Source organism: Stenotrophomonas sp. STEN020, from assembly GCF_056760195.1.
Genome location: NZ_JBRREI010000081.1, coordinates 1 through 15,127, shown reverse-complemented (window position 1 = coordinate 15,127; position 15,127 = coordinate 1). Strand labels below are relative to the sequence as shown.

The 15,127-nt window shown below is 64.1% G+C and carries 14 protein-coding genes; 6 read left to right on the top strand and 8 right to left on the bottom strand.

What is annotated here, in order from left to right; all coding sequences use genetic code 11:
• Nucleotides 1–194 precede the first annotated feature (194 nt).
• Nucleotides 195–653, top strand: a complete 459-nt coding sequence (locus tag ACVOLZ_RS21020) for a hypothetical protein (RefSeq protein WP_481517817.1) — start codon at nucleotides 195–197, stop codon at nucleotides 651–653.
• Between the two features lie 162 nt (nucleotides 654–815).
• Here the strand turns inward: ACVOLZ_RS21020 and ACVOLZ_RS21015 are convergent, their stop codons facing one another.
• Nucleotides 816–1,286 carry a YehS family protein gene (locus ACVOLZ_RS21015; protein ID WP_481517816.1) on the bottom strand — a complete coding sequence of 157 codons (471 nt, stop codon included), beginning with the start codon at nucleotides 1,284–1,286 and terminating at the stop codon, nucleotides 816–818.
• A 182-nt stretch (nucleotides 1,287–1,468) separates the two neighbouring features.
• Between ACVOLZ_RS21015 and ACVOLZ_RS21010 the strand changes: the two genes are divergently transcribed.
• Nucleotides 1,469–1,792 (top strand): DUF6122 family protein, encoded by a 324-nt coding sequence (locus ACVOLZ_RS21010; protein ID WP_481517815.1) that lies wholly within the window; start codon nucleotides 1,469–1,471, stop codon nucleotides 1,790–1,792.
• Between the two features lie 81 nt (nucleotides 1,793–1,873).
• Here ACVOLZ_RS21010 and ACVOLZ_RS21005 read toward each other — a convergent pair whose 3' ends face one another.
• Together ACVOLZ_RS21005 and ACVOLZ_RS21000 are read right to left on the bottom strand one after the other, a co-directional pair.
• On the bottom strand, nucleotides 1,874–2,329 hold the full coding sequence (locus tag ACVOLZ_RS21005; RefSeq protein ID WP_481517814.1) for a hypothetical protein: 456 nt from the start codon (nucleotides 2,327–2,329) through the stop codon (nucleotides 1,874–1,876).
• Nucleotides 2,330–2,422: 93 nt separating this feature from the next.
• Complete coding sequence (locus ACVOLZ_RS21000; protein WP_481517813.1) at nucleotides 2,423–2,917, bottom strand: lipocalin family protein; 495 nt, start codon at nucleotides 2,915–2,917, stop codon at nucleotides 2,423–2,425.
• Between the two features lie 191 nt (nucleotides 2,918–3,108).
• On the opposite strand from ACVOLZ_RS21000, the gene ACVOLZ_RS20995 reads away from it, so the two are divergent.
• Complete coding sequence (locus tag ACVOLZ_RS20995) at nucleotides 3,109–3,357, top strand: hypothetical protein (RefSeq protein ID WP_481517812.1); 249 nt, start codon at nucleotides 3,109–3,111, stop codon at nucleotides 3,355–3,357.
• Nucleotides 3,358–3,444: 87 nt separating this feature from the next.
• The gene (locus ACVOLZ_RS20990) at nucleotides 3,445–5,865 is read left to right on the top strand and encodes a DUF3772 domain-containing protein (RefSeq protein WP_481517811.1); all 2,421 of its coding nucleotides are present in this window, start codon (nucleotides 3,445–3,447) and stop codon (nucleotides 5,863–5,865) included.
• Between the two features lie 145 nt (nucleotides 5,866–6,010).
• Here the strand turns inward: ACVOLZ_RS20990 and ACVOLZ_RS20985 are convergent, their stop codons facing one another.
• On the bottom strand, nucleotides 6,011–8,110 hold the full coding sequence (locus tag ACVOLZ_RS20985) for a phosphoglycerol transferase I (protein ID WP_481517810.1): 2,100 nt from the start codon (nucleotides 8,108–8,110) through the stop codon (nucleotides 6,011–6,013).
• A 426-nt stretch (nucleotides 8,111–8,536) separates the two neighbouring features.
• Nucleotides 8,537–10,231, bottom strand: a complete 1,695-nt coding sequence (locus tag ACVOLZ_RS20980) for an ABC1 kinase family protein (RefSeq protein WP_481517809.1) — start codon at nucleotides 10,229–10,231, stop codon at nucleotides 8,537–8,539.
• Nucleotides 10,232–10,375: 144 nt separating this feature from the next.
• Between ACVOLZ_RS20980 and ACVOLZ_RS20975 the strand changes: the two genes are divergently transcribed.
• Complete coding sequence (locus ACVOLZ_RS20975; RefSeq protein ID WP_481517808.1) at nucleotides 10,376–11,284, top strand: DUF808 domain-containing protein; 909 nt, start codon at nucleotides 10,376–10,378, stop codon at nucleotides 11,282–11,284.
• A 146-nt stretch (nucleotides 11,285–11,430) separates the two neighbouring features.
• Here ACVOLZ_RS20975 and ACVOLZ_RS20970 read toward each other — a convergent pair whose 3' ends face one another.
• From ACVOLZ_RS20970 to ACVOLZ_RS20960, 3 genes are all read right to left on the bottom strand, one after another.
• Nucleotides 11,431–12,093: a hypothetical protein gene (locus ACVOLZ_RS20970; protein ID WP_481517807.1), complete on the bottom strand. Its 663-nt coding sequence runs from the start codon at nucleotides 12,091–12,093 to the stop codon at nucleotides 11,431–11,433.
• Between the two features lie 4 nt (nucleotides 12,094–12,097).
• A complete protein-coding gene (locus ACVOLZ_RS20965) occupies nucleotides 12,098–12,652 on the bottom strand; it encodes an RNA polymerase sigma factor (protein ID WP_481517806.1) in 555 nt (184 codons plus the stop codon).
• A gap of 67 nt (nucleotides 12,653–12,719) precedes the next feature.
• Nucleotides 12,720–14,261 (bottom strand): GGDEF domain-containing protein, encoded by a 1,542-nt coding sequence (locus ACVOLZ_RS20960; protein WP_481517805.1) that lies wholly within the window; start codon nucleotides 14,259–14,261, stop codon nucleotides 12,720–12,722.
• A gap of 118 nt (nucleotides 14,262–14,379) precedes the next feature.
• On the opposite strand from ACVOLZ_RS20960, the gene ACVOLZ_RS20955 reads away from it, so the two are divergent.
• A complete protein-coding gene (locus ACVOLZ_RS20955; RefSeq protein ID WP_481517804.1) occupies nucleotides 14,380–15,012 on the top strand; it encodes an NAD-dependent epimerase/dehydratase family protein in 633 nt (210 codons plus the stop codon).
• Nucleotides 15,013–15,127 lie beyond the last annotated feature (115 nt).

The window sequence follows — 15,127 nt, the reverse complement described above, 5'->3', positions numbered from 1 at the left end:
CCTTCGCCTTAGCTTTGGCTCTGGCTTTGGCTTTGGTTTTGGTTTTGGTTTTGGTTTGCGCTTGACGCCCCTCTCCCGCCTGCGGGAGAGGGGTTGGGGTGAGGGCAAGCTCTTGCTCTGCTTCATGTAACACCACTGCAACCAAACTGCAGCAAAGTGCGCCTCAACCGGCACCGGCCGGAAGGACCTTGAGAATGAAAACCCGCCTGCTGCTCGCCGCAATGCTGTTGTCGACAACCCCGCTGGCCTGGAGCCAGCAGCGCGACTACCTGCCACTTGAGCAGCGCCTGAGCGCCGAGCAACTTCAGCAGGTCGGTTTGAGCACGCAGCAGCTGCAACTGCTCAACCGCATGCTTAGCGAAACCACCCCGGTGGTCGCAGCAAGCCCGCAGCAGCCCACACCGGCACCCATGCAGATCGGCCTGGAAGAAGGGCCAGTGCATAGCAGCGTGCAGGGAACGGTCGAGGGCTGGGAACCTGGCACGGTATTCGTGCTGGCCAATGGCCAGCAATGGAAGGTGCTCAAAGGCCAGATGCGCCTGCGCACTACCTTGCAGTCACCGGAAATCGAAGTGATTCCCGGCATCGCCGGGCGCTGGTTTCTGCAGGTCGACGAAGACCTGCCGAAGGCGCGGGTTTACCGGATTCTGTAAGCGTCAGGCCGCGTGGCTTTTGCAGGAGCGGCGTCAGCCGCGAAGCCACAAACCTCTTCGAAGCAGCAGTCAACGCCATATCGGCCGAAGAGAATCTCCGGCGCGCATGCATTGTCAGCTTCGCGGCTTACGCCGCTCCCACAAGGAAGCGGTCTCAGCGTCTTACGCCGGGCGTACGCGCTGGGTCAGGCCCTTGAGGAAGTTGCGCAGGGCCTGGTCCCCGCATTCGCGGTAGTTCTTGTGGTCCGGCTGGCGGAACAGTGCCGACAGCTCCGGCTTGGACATCGGGAAGCCAGCGGCCTCGAAGATCGTGTGCATGTCCACGTCCTTCAGCTCGAAGGCCACGCGCAGCTTCTTCAACACGATGTTGTTGGTGATGCGCTTTTCCGGCGGACGCTGCGGCTGCGATTCGTCGCGGCCACGGTAGTGGTAGATCAGGCCGTCCAGGAAGCGCGCCAACACCTCGTCCGGGCAGGCTTCAAACAACGGCTCGTCGTCCTTGCGCAGGAAATCGTGCACCTGTGCCGCATCCACTTCAAAGTTGGAATCGGCCAGGTGAATGGTGTCCACCACCATGCTGTCGCTGAGGTCGAGCATGTAGCGGATGCTGCGCAGTACGTCGTTGTTGATCATTGCCACTCCGGAACCACCGCGGCGGAGATGCCGGCGGGGGCATAGTGTAACGCCGCACCGGCGGGGCCCCAGCCTACAATCGGGGCTGGTTCAGCAAAGTCCGCCCGTATGCACCCTCACGTCCCCGTTCCCGCGCCGTCCATCCGGGCCCGGTCTGCCGCGTTGTCGTTGGCTGGCCGGGAATGAATTCACGCGCGATCCTGCACCTGTGCCTGCATGTGGCAGTGCCGGCCTTGCTGGCCTGGCTGTTCTGGCGGCCGCAGTTCGGCAAGGCCTGGATGTTGCTGCTGCTGGGCTGGGTGATCGATCTGGACCACCTGCTGGCCGACCCGATCTACGCCCCCGGCCGCTGCAGCATCGGCTTCCATCCGCTGCATACCACGCCGGCCATCGTGCTCTATGCGGGTTTGACCCTGCCCAAACGCACCCGCCTGTTCGGCATCGGCCTGCTGGTGCATATCGCGCTGGACGCGCTGGATTGCCTGTGGATGCACGCCGGCCGCTAAGCGGTGCGGGATGGGCTTACCAGCCGCCGAGAGTGGCGTGGTGCGGGCTTATCAGCCGCTGATAGGCAGCGTGTGGGCGGCTTACCAGCCGCCCCAGGGGCCGGGGCCGAAGCCCGGACCCGGGCCGTAGCCATAAGGGCCAGCGCCCTCGCTCTTGCTGAGGTGGATGTTCAGGTTCACCCGACGGCTCTCGCCCTCGTCGGTGTTGTAGTTTTTGCCCAGATTCAGGTCCACGGCCTGCCAATTGCTGTTGCCGTAGGCCTTGGAATAGCCGATGCCGGCGCTGACCGCGCCGTGTACCTGCAGCTTGTCGTCCATCACCTGGGCACCCGGACTGTCTTTCTTGGCCAGCCCGCGACCGCTGTGGTCGCCGTAATAGGTGCCTGGCGCGTCGCCCTTGTAGGTTTCGCCGAGGTAACGCAGCGGTGCCTGCGGCACGCTCAGATCCAGCCCGCCGGTCGCGCTGCCAGCATCATCCTGCGCCATGGCAACGGCGGGGGCCAACAGTAAGGCGGCGATCAGGGATGTGCGGATCATGTTGCAGGTGCTCCGGTACGGGGGCCGCACCGTGATGGTTTGGCAACTTGGACGCTACCAGAAAAGGCTTGAACGAAGGCTGTCAGAACCTGCTCAGGCGGTGGGATGGCCGGTATGCGGGGTGTGGATCAATGCCGAGATATCAAAGCCCTGCTGCTGTGCGTAAGCGATGTAGTGATCGCGGGTGGCGGCATCCATCTGCGGCAGGCGCGCCAGCAGCCACAGGTATTTGCGGTCGGGGCTGCCGACCAGGGCGGTGGTGTAGGTCGCGTCCAGCTGCATGATCCAGTAGTCGCCCTTGCTGAAGGGGATCCAGCGCAGGCCCTCGGGCAGGAAGCTGACCTCCAGCTTGCTGTTGCTGTCATCGATCGGCTTGGCCTGGCCGATGGCTTCCTCCAGCTTGTCGCCGCGCAGGCAGCGGTTCTGCACACGTACGCTGCCATCCTCGTTGAGCGAGTAGTGGGCGGTGACGTCGGTGGCGTCTGCGGGCTCGAAGCGGATCGGCAGGCGGGCTACTTCGTACCAGATGCCCAGGTAGCGCTGCAGGTCTACGTTCGGGACGGTGGCAAGGGGAGGGTGTTGACTCATGGATGACCTCATCGGCGTTCGCGCAGATTGCTGCGCCGGGAGTGCAGCTATAGGGCAGCACTGGTTAAGTGGTTGTGCCCGGGAGGTTGTTTCGCCGTTGTCGGCACTCCTGCATTCAGATACGGCAGGTTCTTCGCGCCGGGCAAACATGGCTGCGCTAGGCTGCTGCCATCCGTAGACGGGAGTCCGCCATGTTTGTCGTGATCCTGCTCAAAGGGCAGAACCGCTATGCGCGCGAGCGTTGGGAACAGGTGCCTGAGGTAGTCGAGTACGAAGGGCATGGCTTCTCGTTGCGGGCAGGGCCCCGCCAGCCGCTGCCGACCCACCAGCAGTGGGAGCAGGTGGCGGTGTATGCCCCGGATGAGCTCACCGAGGAAGAGTTCCAGGAAATCTACGAGCTCAACCGCAGCCATATCGCCGAGTTGGCGCTCAAGTACTGAGATGCCGGCGCTGTTTCGCAGGATGTTGGCGCGCGCTGACATATAGTTCGCGCAGGCGCGGTGGTCCGCGCGATCCGGTGTCTGCCCTTGCTTGCTCAACGTTTTTCACGCCCGCTGCGCGCATTGTTGTTGGTTGTTCTGGTGGCCTTGGGTGGTCTGGGCGCCAGTGGCGCGGCCTGGGCGGCGCCGGATGGTATTGCCGCCGATCAGAGCCCGCAGGCGCGTATCGAGCAGGCCTCGCGCACGGTCGCGGCGGTCAAGCGTGCGGTCAACGATGCCGATGCACCGGAAACCCTGAAAACCCTGGCCGAACGCGCCAGCCAGGCGCAACGCGAGGCCGAGGCCAGCGTCGCCGCGCTGCAGCCGCAGCTAACCCAGCTCGATGCCCGCATCGAACAGCTTGGGCCGGCGCCCGAGGGCGGCGAAGACGCCGGTATCGCCCGCCAGCGCAAGCTGCTGGACCAGCAGCGCAGTCAGATCGATGCCGACATCAAGCGCGGCAAGTTGCTGGCCGAGGACGCCAAGCAGGCCAGCGAGTCCATCGAGAAGATGCGCGCCCAGCAATTCGGCGAGCAACTGGGTCGCAAGGTTGCCTCCCCGTTGTCGCCGGCACTGTGGCGCGAGTTTGGTGAGCACGTGCCAGACGATTTCGCGCGCTTCCAGTCGTTGTACCGGCAGGCCAGCAGTGCGTTGCTGAAAGCGGCCGACAAGCAGGGCTGGGGCATGCCGCTGCTGGGTGCCTCGCTGGCCTTGTTGCTGCTGTTCCCGCTGCGCATCTGGTTGCGCCACCTTGGCCGTCGTTATGCGGCGTCCGAGCGCGCCCCGGATGGCCGCCTGCGCCGCACCGGTCTGGCGGTGTGGTTGCTGCTGGTCGGTACCTTGCTGCCGGGGCTTGCCGCCACGGTGCTGATAGCCAGCCTGCAGGCAATCGATGCGATTGCGCCGCGCCTGGAATCGGTGGCCAATACCTTCATTGCTGCCACCTTTGTCGCCGCCTTCATCGGCGCCGTGGCGGCCAGCCTGCTGGTGCCGTCGCGGCCGACCTGGCGGCTACTGGATATCGATGATGTCGCCGCCGCCCGCCTGCGCCGCTTTGCCTGGGGCGCTGCCAGCCTGACCTGGTTGACCATGCTGCTGCGTGAGGTCAATCGCGCCGCGCGTACCTCGGCGGTGGGTACGGTGACCCTGGATGGTCTGATCGCACTGACCTACGTGGTGTTGATCATGAGCATGCTGGCCACGCTGGCAGGCCTGCATCGACGCCGCGCAGCCGAGGCGGCACAGGCCGAAGCAGAGAACACCAGCAGCGGCCGCTCGCCGCGCGCACCACGCAGCGGCTGGCTGATCGTGGCGCGACTGGGCGGCTACCTGAGCATCTTCGCCGCACTGGTGGCGACCTTGCTGGGCTACCTCAACTTCGCCATGTTCACTGCACAGCAGATGGTGTGGGGCACGGTGATCGTGCTGGCGACCACCTTGCTGACCCGCTTTGCCGACGACTTCGCATTGTGGCTGTTGGCACCAGAGAGCGCGGCAGGGCGCATGCTGCGGCTGTCCACCGGTCTGTCGGCCAGTCGCCTTGAGCAGGCCGGGGTATTGCTGTCGGCTGTCTCACGGGTTGCGTTGGTGATGCTGGGCATCACCGCCTTTGTTGCGCCGTTCGGCAATGTCAGCGCCCTGTATGGGTGGCTGGAACGTTTGTCTGCCGGCATCAAGATCGGCGGCAGCCTGCTGACGCCTAGTTCGATCTTCAGCGCGGTGCTGGTGCTGGCCTTGGGCCTGACTCTGATGCGGGTGGTGCAGCGCTGGCTGGTGGATACCTATCTGCCCAAGACCGAGTTGGATATCGGTGCACGCAATTCGATCAGCACCGTGGCGCACTACCTCGGCATCGTGCTGGCTGCGCTATGGGCCTTGGCCGCGCTGGGCATTGGTTTTGAGAAGGTGGCCTTGCTGGCCAGCGCCTTGTCGGTGGGTATCGGTTTCGGTCTGCAGGCGATCACCCAGAACTTCGTCTCCGGCCTGATCCTGCTGGCTGAGCGCCCGGTGAAGATTGGCGACTGGGTCAAGATCGGTGACCAGGAAGGTGATATCCGTCGTATCTCGGTGCGTTCGACCGAGATCCAGGTCAGCGACCGCTCCACCTTGATCGTGCCCAACTCGGAACTGATCACCAAGACCATCCGCAACATGACCATGGCCAATGCACTGGGCCGCATCCAGGTGCAGTTCTCGGTACCGCTGGGCACCGACATGGGCAAGCTGCGGACCTTGTTGCTGGGGATCTATGCAGCCAATGAAACGGTGCTGATCGACCCGGCACCGTCGTTCTTCATCGATTCGATCAGTGGCGGCCAGGTGGCGGTGAACAGCCTTGCCTACGTGTCGTCTTCGCGCAATGTATACGGCACCCGCAGCGAAGTGCTGTTTGCCTTGCTGGAACAGACCGCCGCCGCCGGCATAGCGCTGTCCACCCCGACCGACATCCATCTGGTACGCGATCCGTAGTGCCGAGCCATGCTCGGCAGGGGCTTTACCGGTGATTTGTAGGAGCGGCGTCAGCCGCGATGCTGATGGTCCGCCAGATTGCGGTTGCAATAGCGATTGCAGCATTGCCAGCTTCGCGGCTGACGCCGCTCCTACAAGCGCTTCATCACGACCTAGGATGACCACTGGTCAGCACCAGCGCATAGTCGTCGACCGCCAACTGTTCGGCATGATTGAGCCAGGCGCGGATCTCCAGATCATCGATCTCCTGGTCCACGCCCAGCGGCATGCGGATGCGGCCTTCGCTATCGGGCTGTACCCATTGCTGTGCCACCACCACATTGCGCTTGGATGCCACCGCTTCCACCCAGAAGCCGCGCTGCGGACGCTGCGCGGCATACAGCTCCAGCACGTATTGGCCGGGGCTGGTCTGACGCGGCTGGCGGCTGATCATGCGTGACTGACGCACGCTCGGGCGCGGCCCGCTGAAGGCCTGCAGGGGCGCATCCACGGCGATGCCACGGCGCAGCTGCGCATCGCGGTAAAGACGCATGCCCTGATCGCTATCGAGCAGCAATGCGCACCATTGGCCATCGGCCGAACCATCTTCAAACGCGGTGCAGCGATCGACATAGGCCAGACGGTGCTGCGGATCGGCCTCCTCGAATTTGCGCGAAGTGTTCTCCAGGTACACCGATTTCAAATCCCACTGCTGGTCGTACTCAAGCAATACAGGTGGCTGCACCTTCTGCACGCCAACCAGCACCTGATCGTCATCCAGTCGCAGCATGCGGGTCTGCTTGCCCAGCCACAGCGAACGTGCAAATGCGCTATAGCGTGCGTAGCTCCTCGTATCACCATTGGTTGCCGCTACGCTGGCACTGGCCGCAGGTGTCGGCCTCAGCAGCGAGCGACCAAAGCCAATCGCATCGATCGCTGGGTCCAGAAGCTGCAAGGCGGTGGCGCCTGAATCCAGGGTGGTGCCCGCGGCGATGCTGATCTGCCGCGGCTGCAGCTTGTTGCCAAGGAACAGCAACAGGTTCTCGCGCTTCTGCTTCTCCAATACATGGCTCAGGTCATTGGGCATGGCCAGATGATCGGAGGCCACCACCACCAAGGTGTTGTCGGCGAACTGGCTGCTGCGGATGCGATCGACCAGACGCGAGATCAAGCGATCACTGCATTTGAGCGCATTGAGCAGGCCGATGTTGCCGTGCGCGCTGCGGTAGCGTGTGTTCTTGCAGGCAACCGGCAGGTGTCCCGCCGGGTGGTGGGTATCCATGGTCAGTGCGGTCAGCATGAAGGGCTGGCCACGCTCGGACAGTTCAAGGAAGCGTTCGTAGGCGCGCTCCAGCAGCACGTCATCGTGCACGCCCCAATTGGAGAAATGGCGCTTGGCAATGTTCTGCTGCTGGAACCATTCAAGATCGCGCACGTCGTCGAAGCCGTGCGAGTTGAGGAAGTCGGCCTTGGCTGCGAACTGCCCGTTGGCACCGCCCAGATAGTGATTGCTATAGCCCTGCTGCTTAAGATAATCGCCAAGACAGAAGGCTTCAGGCAGGAATCGCCCCATTCGTCCCATGCTGTTCTCATCGCCCTGTGCGGTGGTCAGCGGCACGCCACACATCGACGACACCAGGCCGGCGATGGTCCAGCCGCTGCCATCGGCGGAAGCGATGTTGCGGAAATCCAGACCTTCGCCGGCCAGCCGGGTCAGGTTGGGCATCAGCCCGGGGAACACGTCTTCGTTGAAATAGGTGCGTTCCAGACTCTCGCCGTAGATCCAGACGATGTTGGGGTGCTGCGCCAGCGGCTTTGATGGCAACTGGTACTCCGGTGCCACCGTGCTGTAGTCCACCGGCTGCATCTGCAGATAGATGCGTTTTCCATCGGCATACAGTGGGCTGAGCATCAGCGTTGTCAGCAACAGTGCGGCAAAGCCGCCGAACACCGCCACGCCGTGACGGGGGCGTTGCAGACGACGCACGCGCAGCAACAGCAGCGGGGTCAGCGAGATGATGACCAGGCCGATGAAGCCAATGATGTAGGCGCTGAAGTCACCGACGCCGGCGCCTTCCATGTCGCTGCGGAGGTGGTACAGGGTGGCCGAGTTGATGCCATCACCGCTCAGCTTATCTATCAACCACCAGCTGCTCAGTGCCAACAGCAGCAGTGACAACAGGCCAGCCTTCAAGCGCGCCAAGGTGGGTGACAACATCAACAATACAAATAGTGCTGCCAGAGACAGCCAGATGATCCAATGCATGCGGTCACGTGGGTAGCGGATACAGGGGCGACGGCCTGCGCCGTCATCGCTCTACACACTGTTGTTTCAGTGCTATGGCAGAAGCATCTGGATCTTGCCTGCCGTAACCTGACTGAAATGTTGAGACAGCGCAGCTGCGTTCATCATCAGTTGCGTGCCATGGATGTTGCCGCTGAGTGCTGTGATTTGCGGTGAGAGAGTGTGCTTTTTGGCCTGATTTCAGCGGCTGGCAACTTTTGTTGTCATTGCTCACGCTGCCATGAAATTGGACGCGCAACCGGGATTCGAAGTCATCGAAGGATTGCAGCATGTGTCTGCTTGTGCAGGATCAAGGTTTGTGTGCACCTGCTTTTCCGTTGCGTGGGAGCCTGTCCTGCGAGCTCCCGGGTTCACTGCACTTTCGCGCTGCAGATGCCGCATCTACGCTCAGCGGTGGCCGCGTTCTTCGCGTGCGCGTGCTCTGGTGCGCCGATCAAACAGCATTGAGCTGACGATCAGCCCAAGGCCGATGAATACACCCAGCAGGAACAGCAGCATTGCGAATGCTGGATAGCCAAACAGCGTCCATTGCGTTGGTACCCGCATCAACAACGTCGAGGACAACAGCAATGCTGCCGTGATCAAGCCGGCGGCAATGCGGTTGGCCACTTTCTGGATGTTTTCCATCAGCCGCGATTCGTCCAGCCCGGTGACCTTCATCTGCAGCCGGTTCTCGGCCAGCACGCTGAGAATGTCGGACATGCGGCGCGGGCCGTTGCGCAGCAGCTGCTGCAGTTCCATCGCCTCGCTGGCCAGGTTTGCTGCCGAGAACGACTTGCGGAAGTGCGCACGCATCACATGCTGCAGCTGCCGTTCGACGACTTTCCGCGTCTCCATCTCCGGCGCCAGGAAGCGGCACACGCCTTCGAGGTTGAGCAGAGCCTTGCCGAGCAGGCTCAGCTCCGGTGGCGTGCGCAGGTTGCTGGAAGTTGCGATGCGCACGATCTCCAGCACCACATGGCCTTCGGACAAGGTGCCGTTGGCGGCGTAGCGGGCAATCATCTGCCCGGTCTCGCGCAGATAACGTTCCTCGTCGTAGTCCTCCAGGCGGGTGCTGATGCCGATGATTTCGTCGGCCACTTCCTCGCCGCGGCCATCCACTGCGGCGAACAATACCTTCAGCAGGCGCTGGCGCAGGCGCGGTGGCACATGCGCGACCATGCCGAGGTCGAAGATCGCCAGCTGGCCCTCTGGGGTGACGCGCAGATTGCCGGGATGCGGGTCGGCATGGATTTCGCCATGCACGAAGATCTGGTCCAGATAACCGCGCACCAGTGCGGCAGCCAGCGGCACCATTGATTGTTCGGTGCGGCGCACCGGTGGGATCGCATCCACCCGCACGCCTTGCACCAGTTCCATGGTCAGCACGCGGCGGCCGCACAGGTCCCACACTGGCTGCGGGATCCACAGTTCGGGGTACGGTGCAAGGTGCTGGCCGAAGCGCGCCAGGTTGGCAGCCTCGGCCTCGTAGTCCAGCTCCATCCGCAGGGTCTTGGCGAACTCGCCCAGCCAATCAGAGAAGCGCACCTTGCGACCGACCCGGGTCAGGTGATCGGCGGCGGTGGCGAAGCTGCGCAGCACACCGATATCCGAACGTAATTGGGCGGCGATATCGGGCTTCTGCACCTTGATGGCGACCTGCCGGCCATCGTGCAGCTCGGCCTGGTGGACCTGGGCGATGGAGGCGCTGCCCAGCGGTTGCGGGTCGAACCAGGCAAACAACTTGCTGACCGGCGCGCCCAGATCATCCTCGATCACCGCACGGATCTGCTCCACCGGGATCGGCGCGACCTTCTCCTGCATGCGCTCAAGCGCGGCCACGTACTCGGGTGGAATCATGTCCGGTCGGGTCGACAGCACCTGTCCGAGTTTGACGAAGGTAGTGCCCAGCGCCTCCAGATCCGCTACGAACTGGGTCGGGTTGCCGGCGGCCGGTGGCTTGCCCAGGCGCGGGATCTCGCCATCCAGCGAAATGCCGGAGAACACCCCGGAGTGGCGGTAGCGCAGCAGCAGACGCACGATCTGCTGGCGCCGGCTGATGCCACCGACGGTGGTCGGGCTGTCGCTGTAGGTCGGGTCCATCAAGCGGGGGTCTTCCTGGCGGCCGAGCCTGCAGTGTGGCTGTTGCCGGGTTGGAGATGGGTGAATACGCGCCGTTGTGCACCGGATGGGGCGCGAATGAGTGAGAATCCTCCCTTCCCCTGTCCTATGACCTTACGGTGACCCATGGCTGGAGCCAGCCTGTTTGCCCTGCTCGACGATATTGCCGCGTTGCTGGATGACGTCTCCATTCTCACCAAGGTCGCTGCCAAGAAGACCGCTGGCGTGCTCGGTGACGATCTGGCCTTGAACGCGCAGCAGGTGACCGGCGTCAATGCCAACCGTGAGTTGCCGGTGGTGTGGGCGGTGGCCAAGGGCTCACTGGTCAACAAGGCGATCCTGGTGCCGGCGGCCTTGGCGATCAGCGCATGGCTGCCGTGGGCGATCACCCCGCTGATGATGATCGGCGGTGCCTTCCTCTGCTATGAAGGCGTGGAAAAACTGGCGCACAAGTTCCTGCATTCCAAGGACGAGGACGAGGCGCACAAGGCCGAGCGTCTGAAGGCCATGGCAGATGAAAAGGTGGATCTGGTCGCGTTCGAGAAGGACAAGATCAAGGGCGCGGTGCGCACCGATTTCATCCTGTCGGCGGAGATCATCGTGCTGTCGTTGGGGGTGATCTCGCATGCGCCTTTCAGCCAGCAGGTTGCCACCTTGATCGCCATTGCACTGGGCATGACGGTGTTCGTCTATGGCTTGGTCGCTGGCATCGTCAAGCTGGATGACATCGGCGCCTGGTTGCTGGACAAGGGCCGCGCACTGGCTGCGTTTGGACGCGGCCTGCTGTACGCCACACCGTGGCTGATGCGCGGCCTGTCGGTTGCCGGCACTGCGGCAATGTTCCTGGTTGGCGGCGGCATCCTGGTCCACGCGATTCCAGCCCTGCACCACTTCGTGGTCGGGTTGGCACCGGCCAATCTGGAATGGCTGGCCAATGCACTGGGCAGCATGGTGGTGGGCATCATCATCGGTGCGGTGGTGCTGACCGTGGTGACCCTGATCCAGCGTATGCGTGGTGCGAAAGCTGCGCACTAAGCGCAGCTTCGTTGCCTTTATTGTGGGAGCGGCGTAAGCCGCGAAGCAGGCAATGCTTCAGGCATCAGCCATGGTGCCGGCATTTGCGCTATCTGAAAGATTGCTAGCTTCGCGGCTGACGCCGCTCCCACAAAACAGCTACAGATTCACTGCAGGCCCTGCTCCAACTCCCGCAACTGCTGCTGCGCGCGGGCCAGTGATTGCCCGGACAGGTTGTCCAGCAGTTGCTGCAAACGATGGCTTGCCGGCAAGCGCCGCATCACCCAGCGCGCCGCCGCAACACTACTCAACATCATCACCATGCCGAAGCCCAAGGTGGCGAGGAACCACACCGGCGCCATCGCGTACAGGTCCAGGCCCAGCCATTGCACGCAGGCCCACTGCAGGGCCAGCAGCCATAGGCAGAACCACGGCAGGCCCAGGCCAAGCTCGGTCAGCGCGGTAAAACGGCGTAGGCGTGCCAGCCGTCGCTGCTGGGCCAGCACCGGTGCCTCGACAGCATCTGCATGTACCGCCAACAAGGCACGGGTGATCGATACCCAGATCGCAGCGATGCCGTAGAGGTGCAAGGCCAGCCCGGTCAGCAACAGCTGTGGCGTCTGGCGGTGTTCAACCCAGAAGCTTGCAGCCAGCACGGTGACTACGATCCACACCAGCAGCCACGTCAGTTGCAGGCCGCTGAACCAGCGCAGGCGACGCTGCACGCTGGCTTGGCGCGGTTGCTGCCATGCCTGCAGGGCCAGAACCTCCAGCTGGTCGATACGTTGCGCCTGCTTTGCCCAGGCGGCTTTGAGTTCGTCGAGTTCCATGTTTTCAGTCTCGCGAGGTGGGGGCGATGGGTGGGGCAGAGGCGGGGGCGAACTGGCTACGCAGCTGTTGGCGAAGCCGATGCAGACGGGTGGCGGCGTTGCTGGCGCTGATGCCCAGCACCTCGCCGATTTCACGGTGGCTGCAGTCGTCGAGGTGAAGCAACAGCAGGGCCCGATCCAGTGCCGGCAAACGGTGTACCAGCTGGTTGAGCTGGGCCAGGCTGGCGTTGTCTTCGGCGTTATCGGCAACGCTGGCCAGATCGTCATCCAGCGCTATGTCGCTGTGGTATTGCCGGCGCAGCTCACGGCTGCGCAGCTGCGAGATGGCGGTGTTCAAGGCGATGCGGTACAGCCAGGTGCTGAACTGTGCGCGCTGCGGATCAAAGGCCGGGAAGGCGCGCCAGGCCTGGGTGCTGATTTCCTGGATCAGGTCGCTGCGGTCGTCGCGCTGTGCGCAGTAACCGCGCGCGACCTTGAGCACGATGCCCTGATGCTGGGCCAGCAGCAGGGCAAAGCGTTGTTGCAGCTCGGCGATGGGGTCGGTCGCAGTGATGTCCATGCCCGGGTGATTCGCACCAGCGCAGCAAATATCACAGCCGTGAGCCGATTGTCGTTGCTGTCGCCGCTCAGGCGGCGGGCAGAACCTGGTTGCGGCCTACGCGCTTGGCCGCATACAGGGCCTGGTCGGCGCGCTGCAGCAGGGCCTGCAGGGCTTCGCCGGGCTGGGCCTGGGCGACGCCGGCGCTGAAACGCACCTGCACGCGCTGTTCTTCATGCAGGAACGGGCGCTGCGCCAACTGCTGCTGCAGTTGCTGCAGGGTTTCCAGTGCTGCGGTGCGGTTTAGGCCGGGCAACACCAGCACGAATTCGTCGCCGCCGAGGCGGGCGATGCAGTCGCGACCGCGCAGGCGTTGCTGGGTCACCGCCACCAGATGGCGCAGGGCCTGATCGCCGCCGGCGTGGCCGTGCTGTGCGTTGGTCTGGCCGAAGTGGTCCAGGTCGATCATGGCCAGGCTCAGTGGCGTGCTGTGGTCGGCCAGCAGCTCGCCCAGCTGCTGCTCCAGGCCGCGGCGGTTCAGGGCGCCGGTCAGCGGGTCGGTACGCAGCTGGCTGCCGGCTTCTTCCAGCTCGCGTTCCAGTTGCTGCACGCGTTGCTCGGCTGCCTTGGCCTCGGCGCGGGCATTGGCCAGATGGTCGCGTGCACGCGCAGCCTGCTCCTGCACCCGAGCGGTGTCCTGCAGTACATCCTGCAGCAGCTGGGTAAGGTCGGAGATGCTGCGGGTCTGGCGAACGGCGACGGCGTAACTGGCGATGCGATCGTGGAATTCGCCGGTTTCGGTGACCATGCCGTCCACCTGTTGCACGAAATCCACCATCAGGTCCTTCATCGCCTGCTTGGATTGGTCGATGCCTTCGCGCAGCAGCCCTTGCCGGTAGATCACTTCGCGCAGGTCGTTGCGGGTCTGCTCCAGCGAGTTGGCGTCCAGTGGCCCGGCCAGCAGCTGCCGGATCGAGCGGATCTGGCCTTGCAGCCAGCTTTCGCCATCGAGCAGTTCGGAGATGTTCTCCAACAGCATGTCGAACAGGTTGAGCAGCAGGTCGCGTTGTTCCTGCAGGCTGCTGCTGCGCACGCCGACCTGGTGGCAGAGCTCGCGCAGATGGATGGCCACCGGCTGCAAGGGCTGGCCACTGCGCCAGGTGCGTAGTTCCTCGCCCATGCGCTGGGCCTGCTGTTCCAGCTCCGGCGACTGCTGCATCAGGCTGGCCAGCACCGCGCCGAGGGTGTCGCGCAGCATGTCGCGCAGCTGCTCGGCCTGGCTGTTGCTGGTGTGGGAGGCTTCCAGTTCGACGGTGCGGATGTACTTGTCGATCAACTGCCGCAGCAGGCGGCCGTAGCGCTCCCAATCCTGTTCGGCGTGGGCGCTGTGCAGGCGCTGGCCCATGTCGCCGAGTTCGCCGGGCAGGGTGCACATGCCCTGGGCGAAGGCAGCCAACACCGGTTCGGGTGCGTTGGCACCGATGAACAAGCGCTGCAGCATCGCCATGCCGCCGCCCCCGTTGGCTACGACCTCGACCGCCGCAGCTGCCTGCGGCGCGGACCGCCGGGACAGGATACGGCCCAGCCCGCTGCTGCGGGAGGTAGAGGAGTCGTCGGGGCTGTCGGCCATTGCGCAGGGGTCCGGGCGGGTTGTGGTGGCGCCTGTGCGCAACCGGAGGTGGTGTCCAAGCCCCATTATCGGCAAGGTAGCAGCGGGCTTGAATGGCAGCCGATCACAGGAGCACATCATGCGGGTATTGCTGGCTGGCGCGACCGGCCTGGTCGGGGCGCAGGTATTGCAGCGATTGCTGGCCAACCCGCGCTGCAGCGGGGTGATCGCGCCGACCCGGCGCGCGCTGGTGCGGACCGAGCCCAAGCTGCTCAACCCGGTACTGGATTTTGCCCAGCTGGCGACGGTGGCGCAGGGCTGGCAGGTGGACGCGGTGATCTGTGCGCTGGGTTCGACGATGAAGCAGGCGGGCTCGCGCGAGGCCTTCCAGCAGATTGACCATGGCTATCCGCTGGCGATCGCGCAGGCGGCACATGCCAATGGCTGCGAGGTGTTTGCGTTGAACTCGGCGGCCGGCGCCAATCCGCGTTCGCCTGTGTTCTACAGCCGGGTCAAGGGCCAGCTGGAGCAGGATCTGCGCGCGCTGGGGTTTGCTTCGTTGACCTTGGTACGCCCGGGGCTGATTGGTGGCGAGCGGGCGGAACGTCGTGCCGGTGAGCATCTGGCCAGCGTGGTGTTGGACGCGCTTGCACCGGTGCTGCCGCGCGCGTGGCGGATCAATCCGGCCACGCGGATTGCTGATGCGCTGGTGGAGGCGGTGTTGGATCCGCAGCCGGGCGTGCGGGTGGTGGGGCCGGCGGAGTTGGTTTGAATCGCTTGAGTGGCTTTGTTGTAGGAGCGGGGGGGGGGCGGGGGGGCAGGCCGCGATGGTATGGAAGAAGGTGTGGAGGAGCCGCGCCGGCCCCCCCAAAACGAACGCCCCCCAC

Excerpts from the sequence above, each read along its gene's own strand:
- ACVOLZ_RS21020 (WP_481517817.1), top strand. The coding sequence starts at position 195 with ATGAAAACCCGCCTGCTGCTCGCCGCAATGCTGTTGTCGACAACCCCG.
- ACVOLZ_RS21015 (WP_481517816.1), bottom strand. The coding sequence starts at position 1,286 with ATGATCAACAACGACGTACTGCGCAGCATCCGCTACATGCTCGACCTC.
- ACVOLZ_RS21010 (WP_481517815.1), top strand. The coding sequence starts at position 1,469 with ATGAATTCACGCGCGATCCTGCACCTGTGCCTGCATGTGGCAGTGCCG.
- ACVOLZ_RS21005 (WP_481517814.1), bottom strand. The coding sequence starts at position 2,329 with ATGATCCGCACATCCCTGATCGCCGCCTTACTGTTGGCCCCCGCCGTT.
- ACVOLZ_RS21000 (WP_481517813.1), bottom strand. The coding sequence starts at position 2,917 with ATGAGTCAACACCCTCCCCTTGCCACCGTCCCGAACGTAGACCTGCAG.
- ACVOLZ_RS20995 (WP_481517812.1), top strand. The coding sequence starts at position 3,109 with ATGTTTGTCGTGATCCTGCTCAAAGGGCAGAACCGCTATGCGCGCGAG.
- ACVOLZ_RS20985 (WP_481517810.1), bottom strand. The coding sequence starts at position 8,110 with ATGCATTGGATCATCTGGCTGTCTCTGGCAGCACTATTTGTATTGTTG.
- ACVOLZ_RS20980 (WP_481517809.1), bottom strand. The coding sequence starts at position 10,231 with ATGGACCCGACCTACAGCGACAGCCCGACCACCGTCGGTGGCATCAGC.
- ACVOLZ_RS20975 (WP_481517808.1), top strand. The coding sequence starts at position 10,376 with ATGGCTGGAGCCAGCCTGTTTGCCCTGCTCGACGATATTGCCGCGTTG.
- ACVOLZ_RS20970 (WP_481517807.1), bottom strand. The coding sequence starts at position 12,093 with ATGGAACTCGACGAACTCAAAGCCGCCTGGGCAAAGCAGGCGCAACGT.
- ACVOLZ_RS20965 (WP_481517806.1), bottom strand. The coding sequence starts at position 12,652 with ATGGACATCACTGCGACCGACCCCATCGCCGAGCTGCAACAACGCTTT.
- ACVOLZ_RS20960 (WP_481517805.1), bottom strand. The coding sequence starts at position 14,261 with ATGGCCGACAGCCCCGACGACTCCTCTACCTCCCGCAGCAGCGGGCTG.
- ACVOLZ_RS20955 (WP_481517804.1), top strand. The coding sequence starts at position 14,380 with ATGCGGGTATTGCTGGCTGGCGCGACCGGCCTGGTCGGGGCGCAGGTA.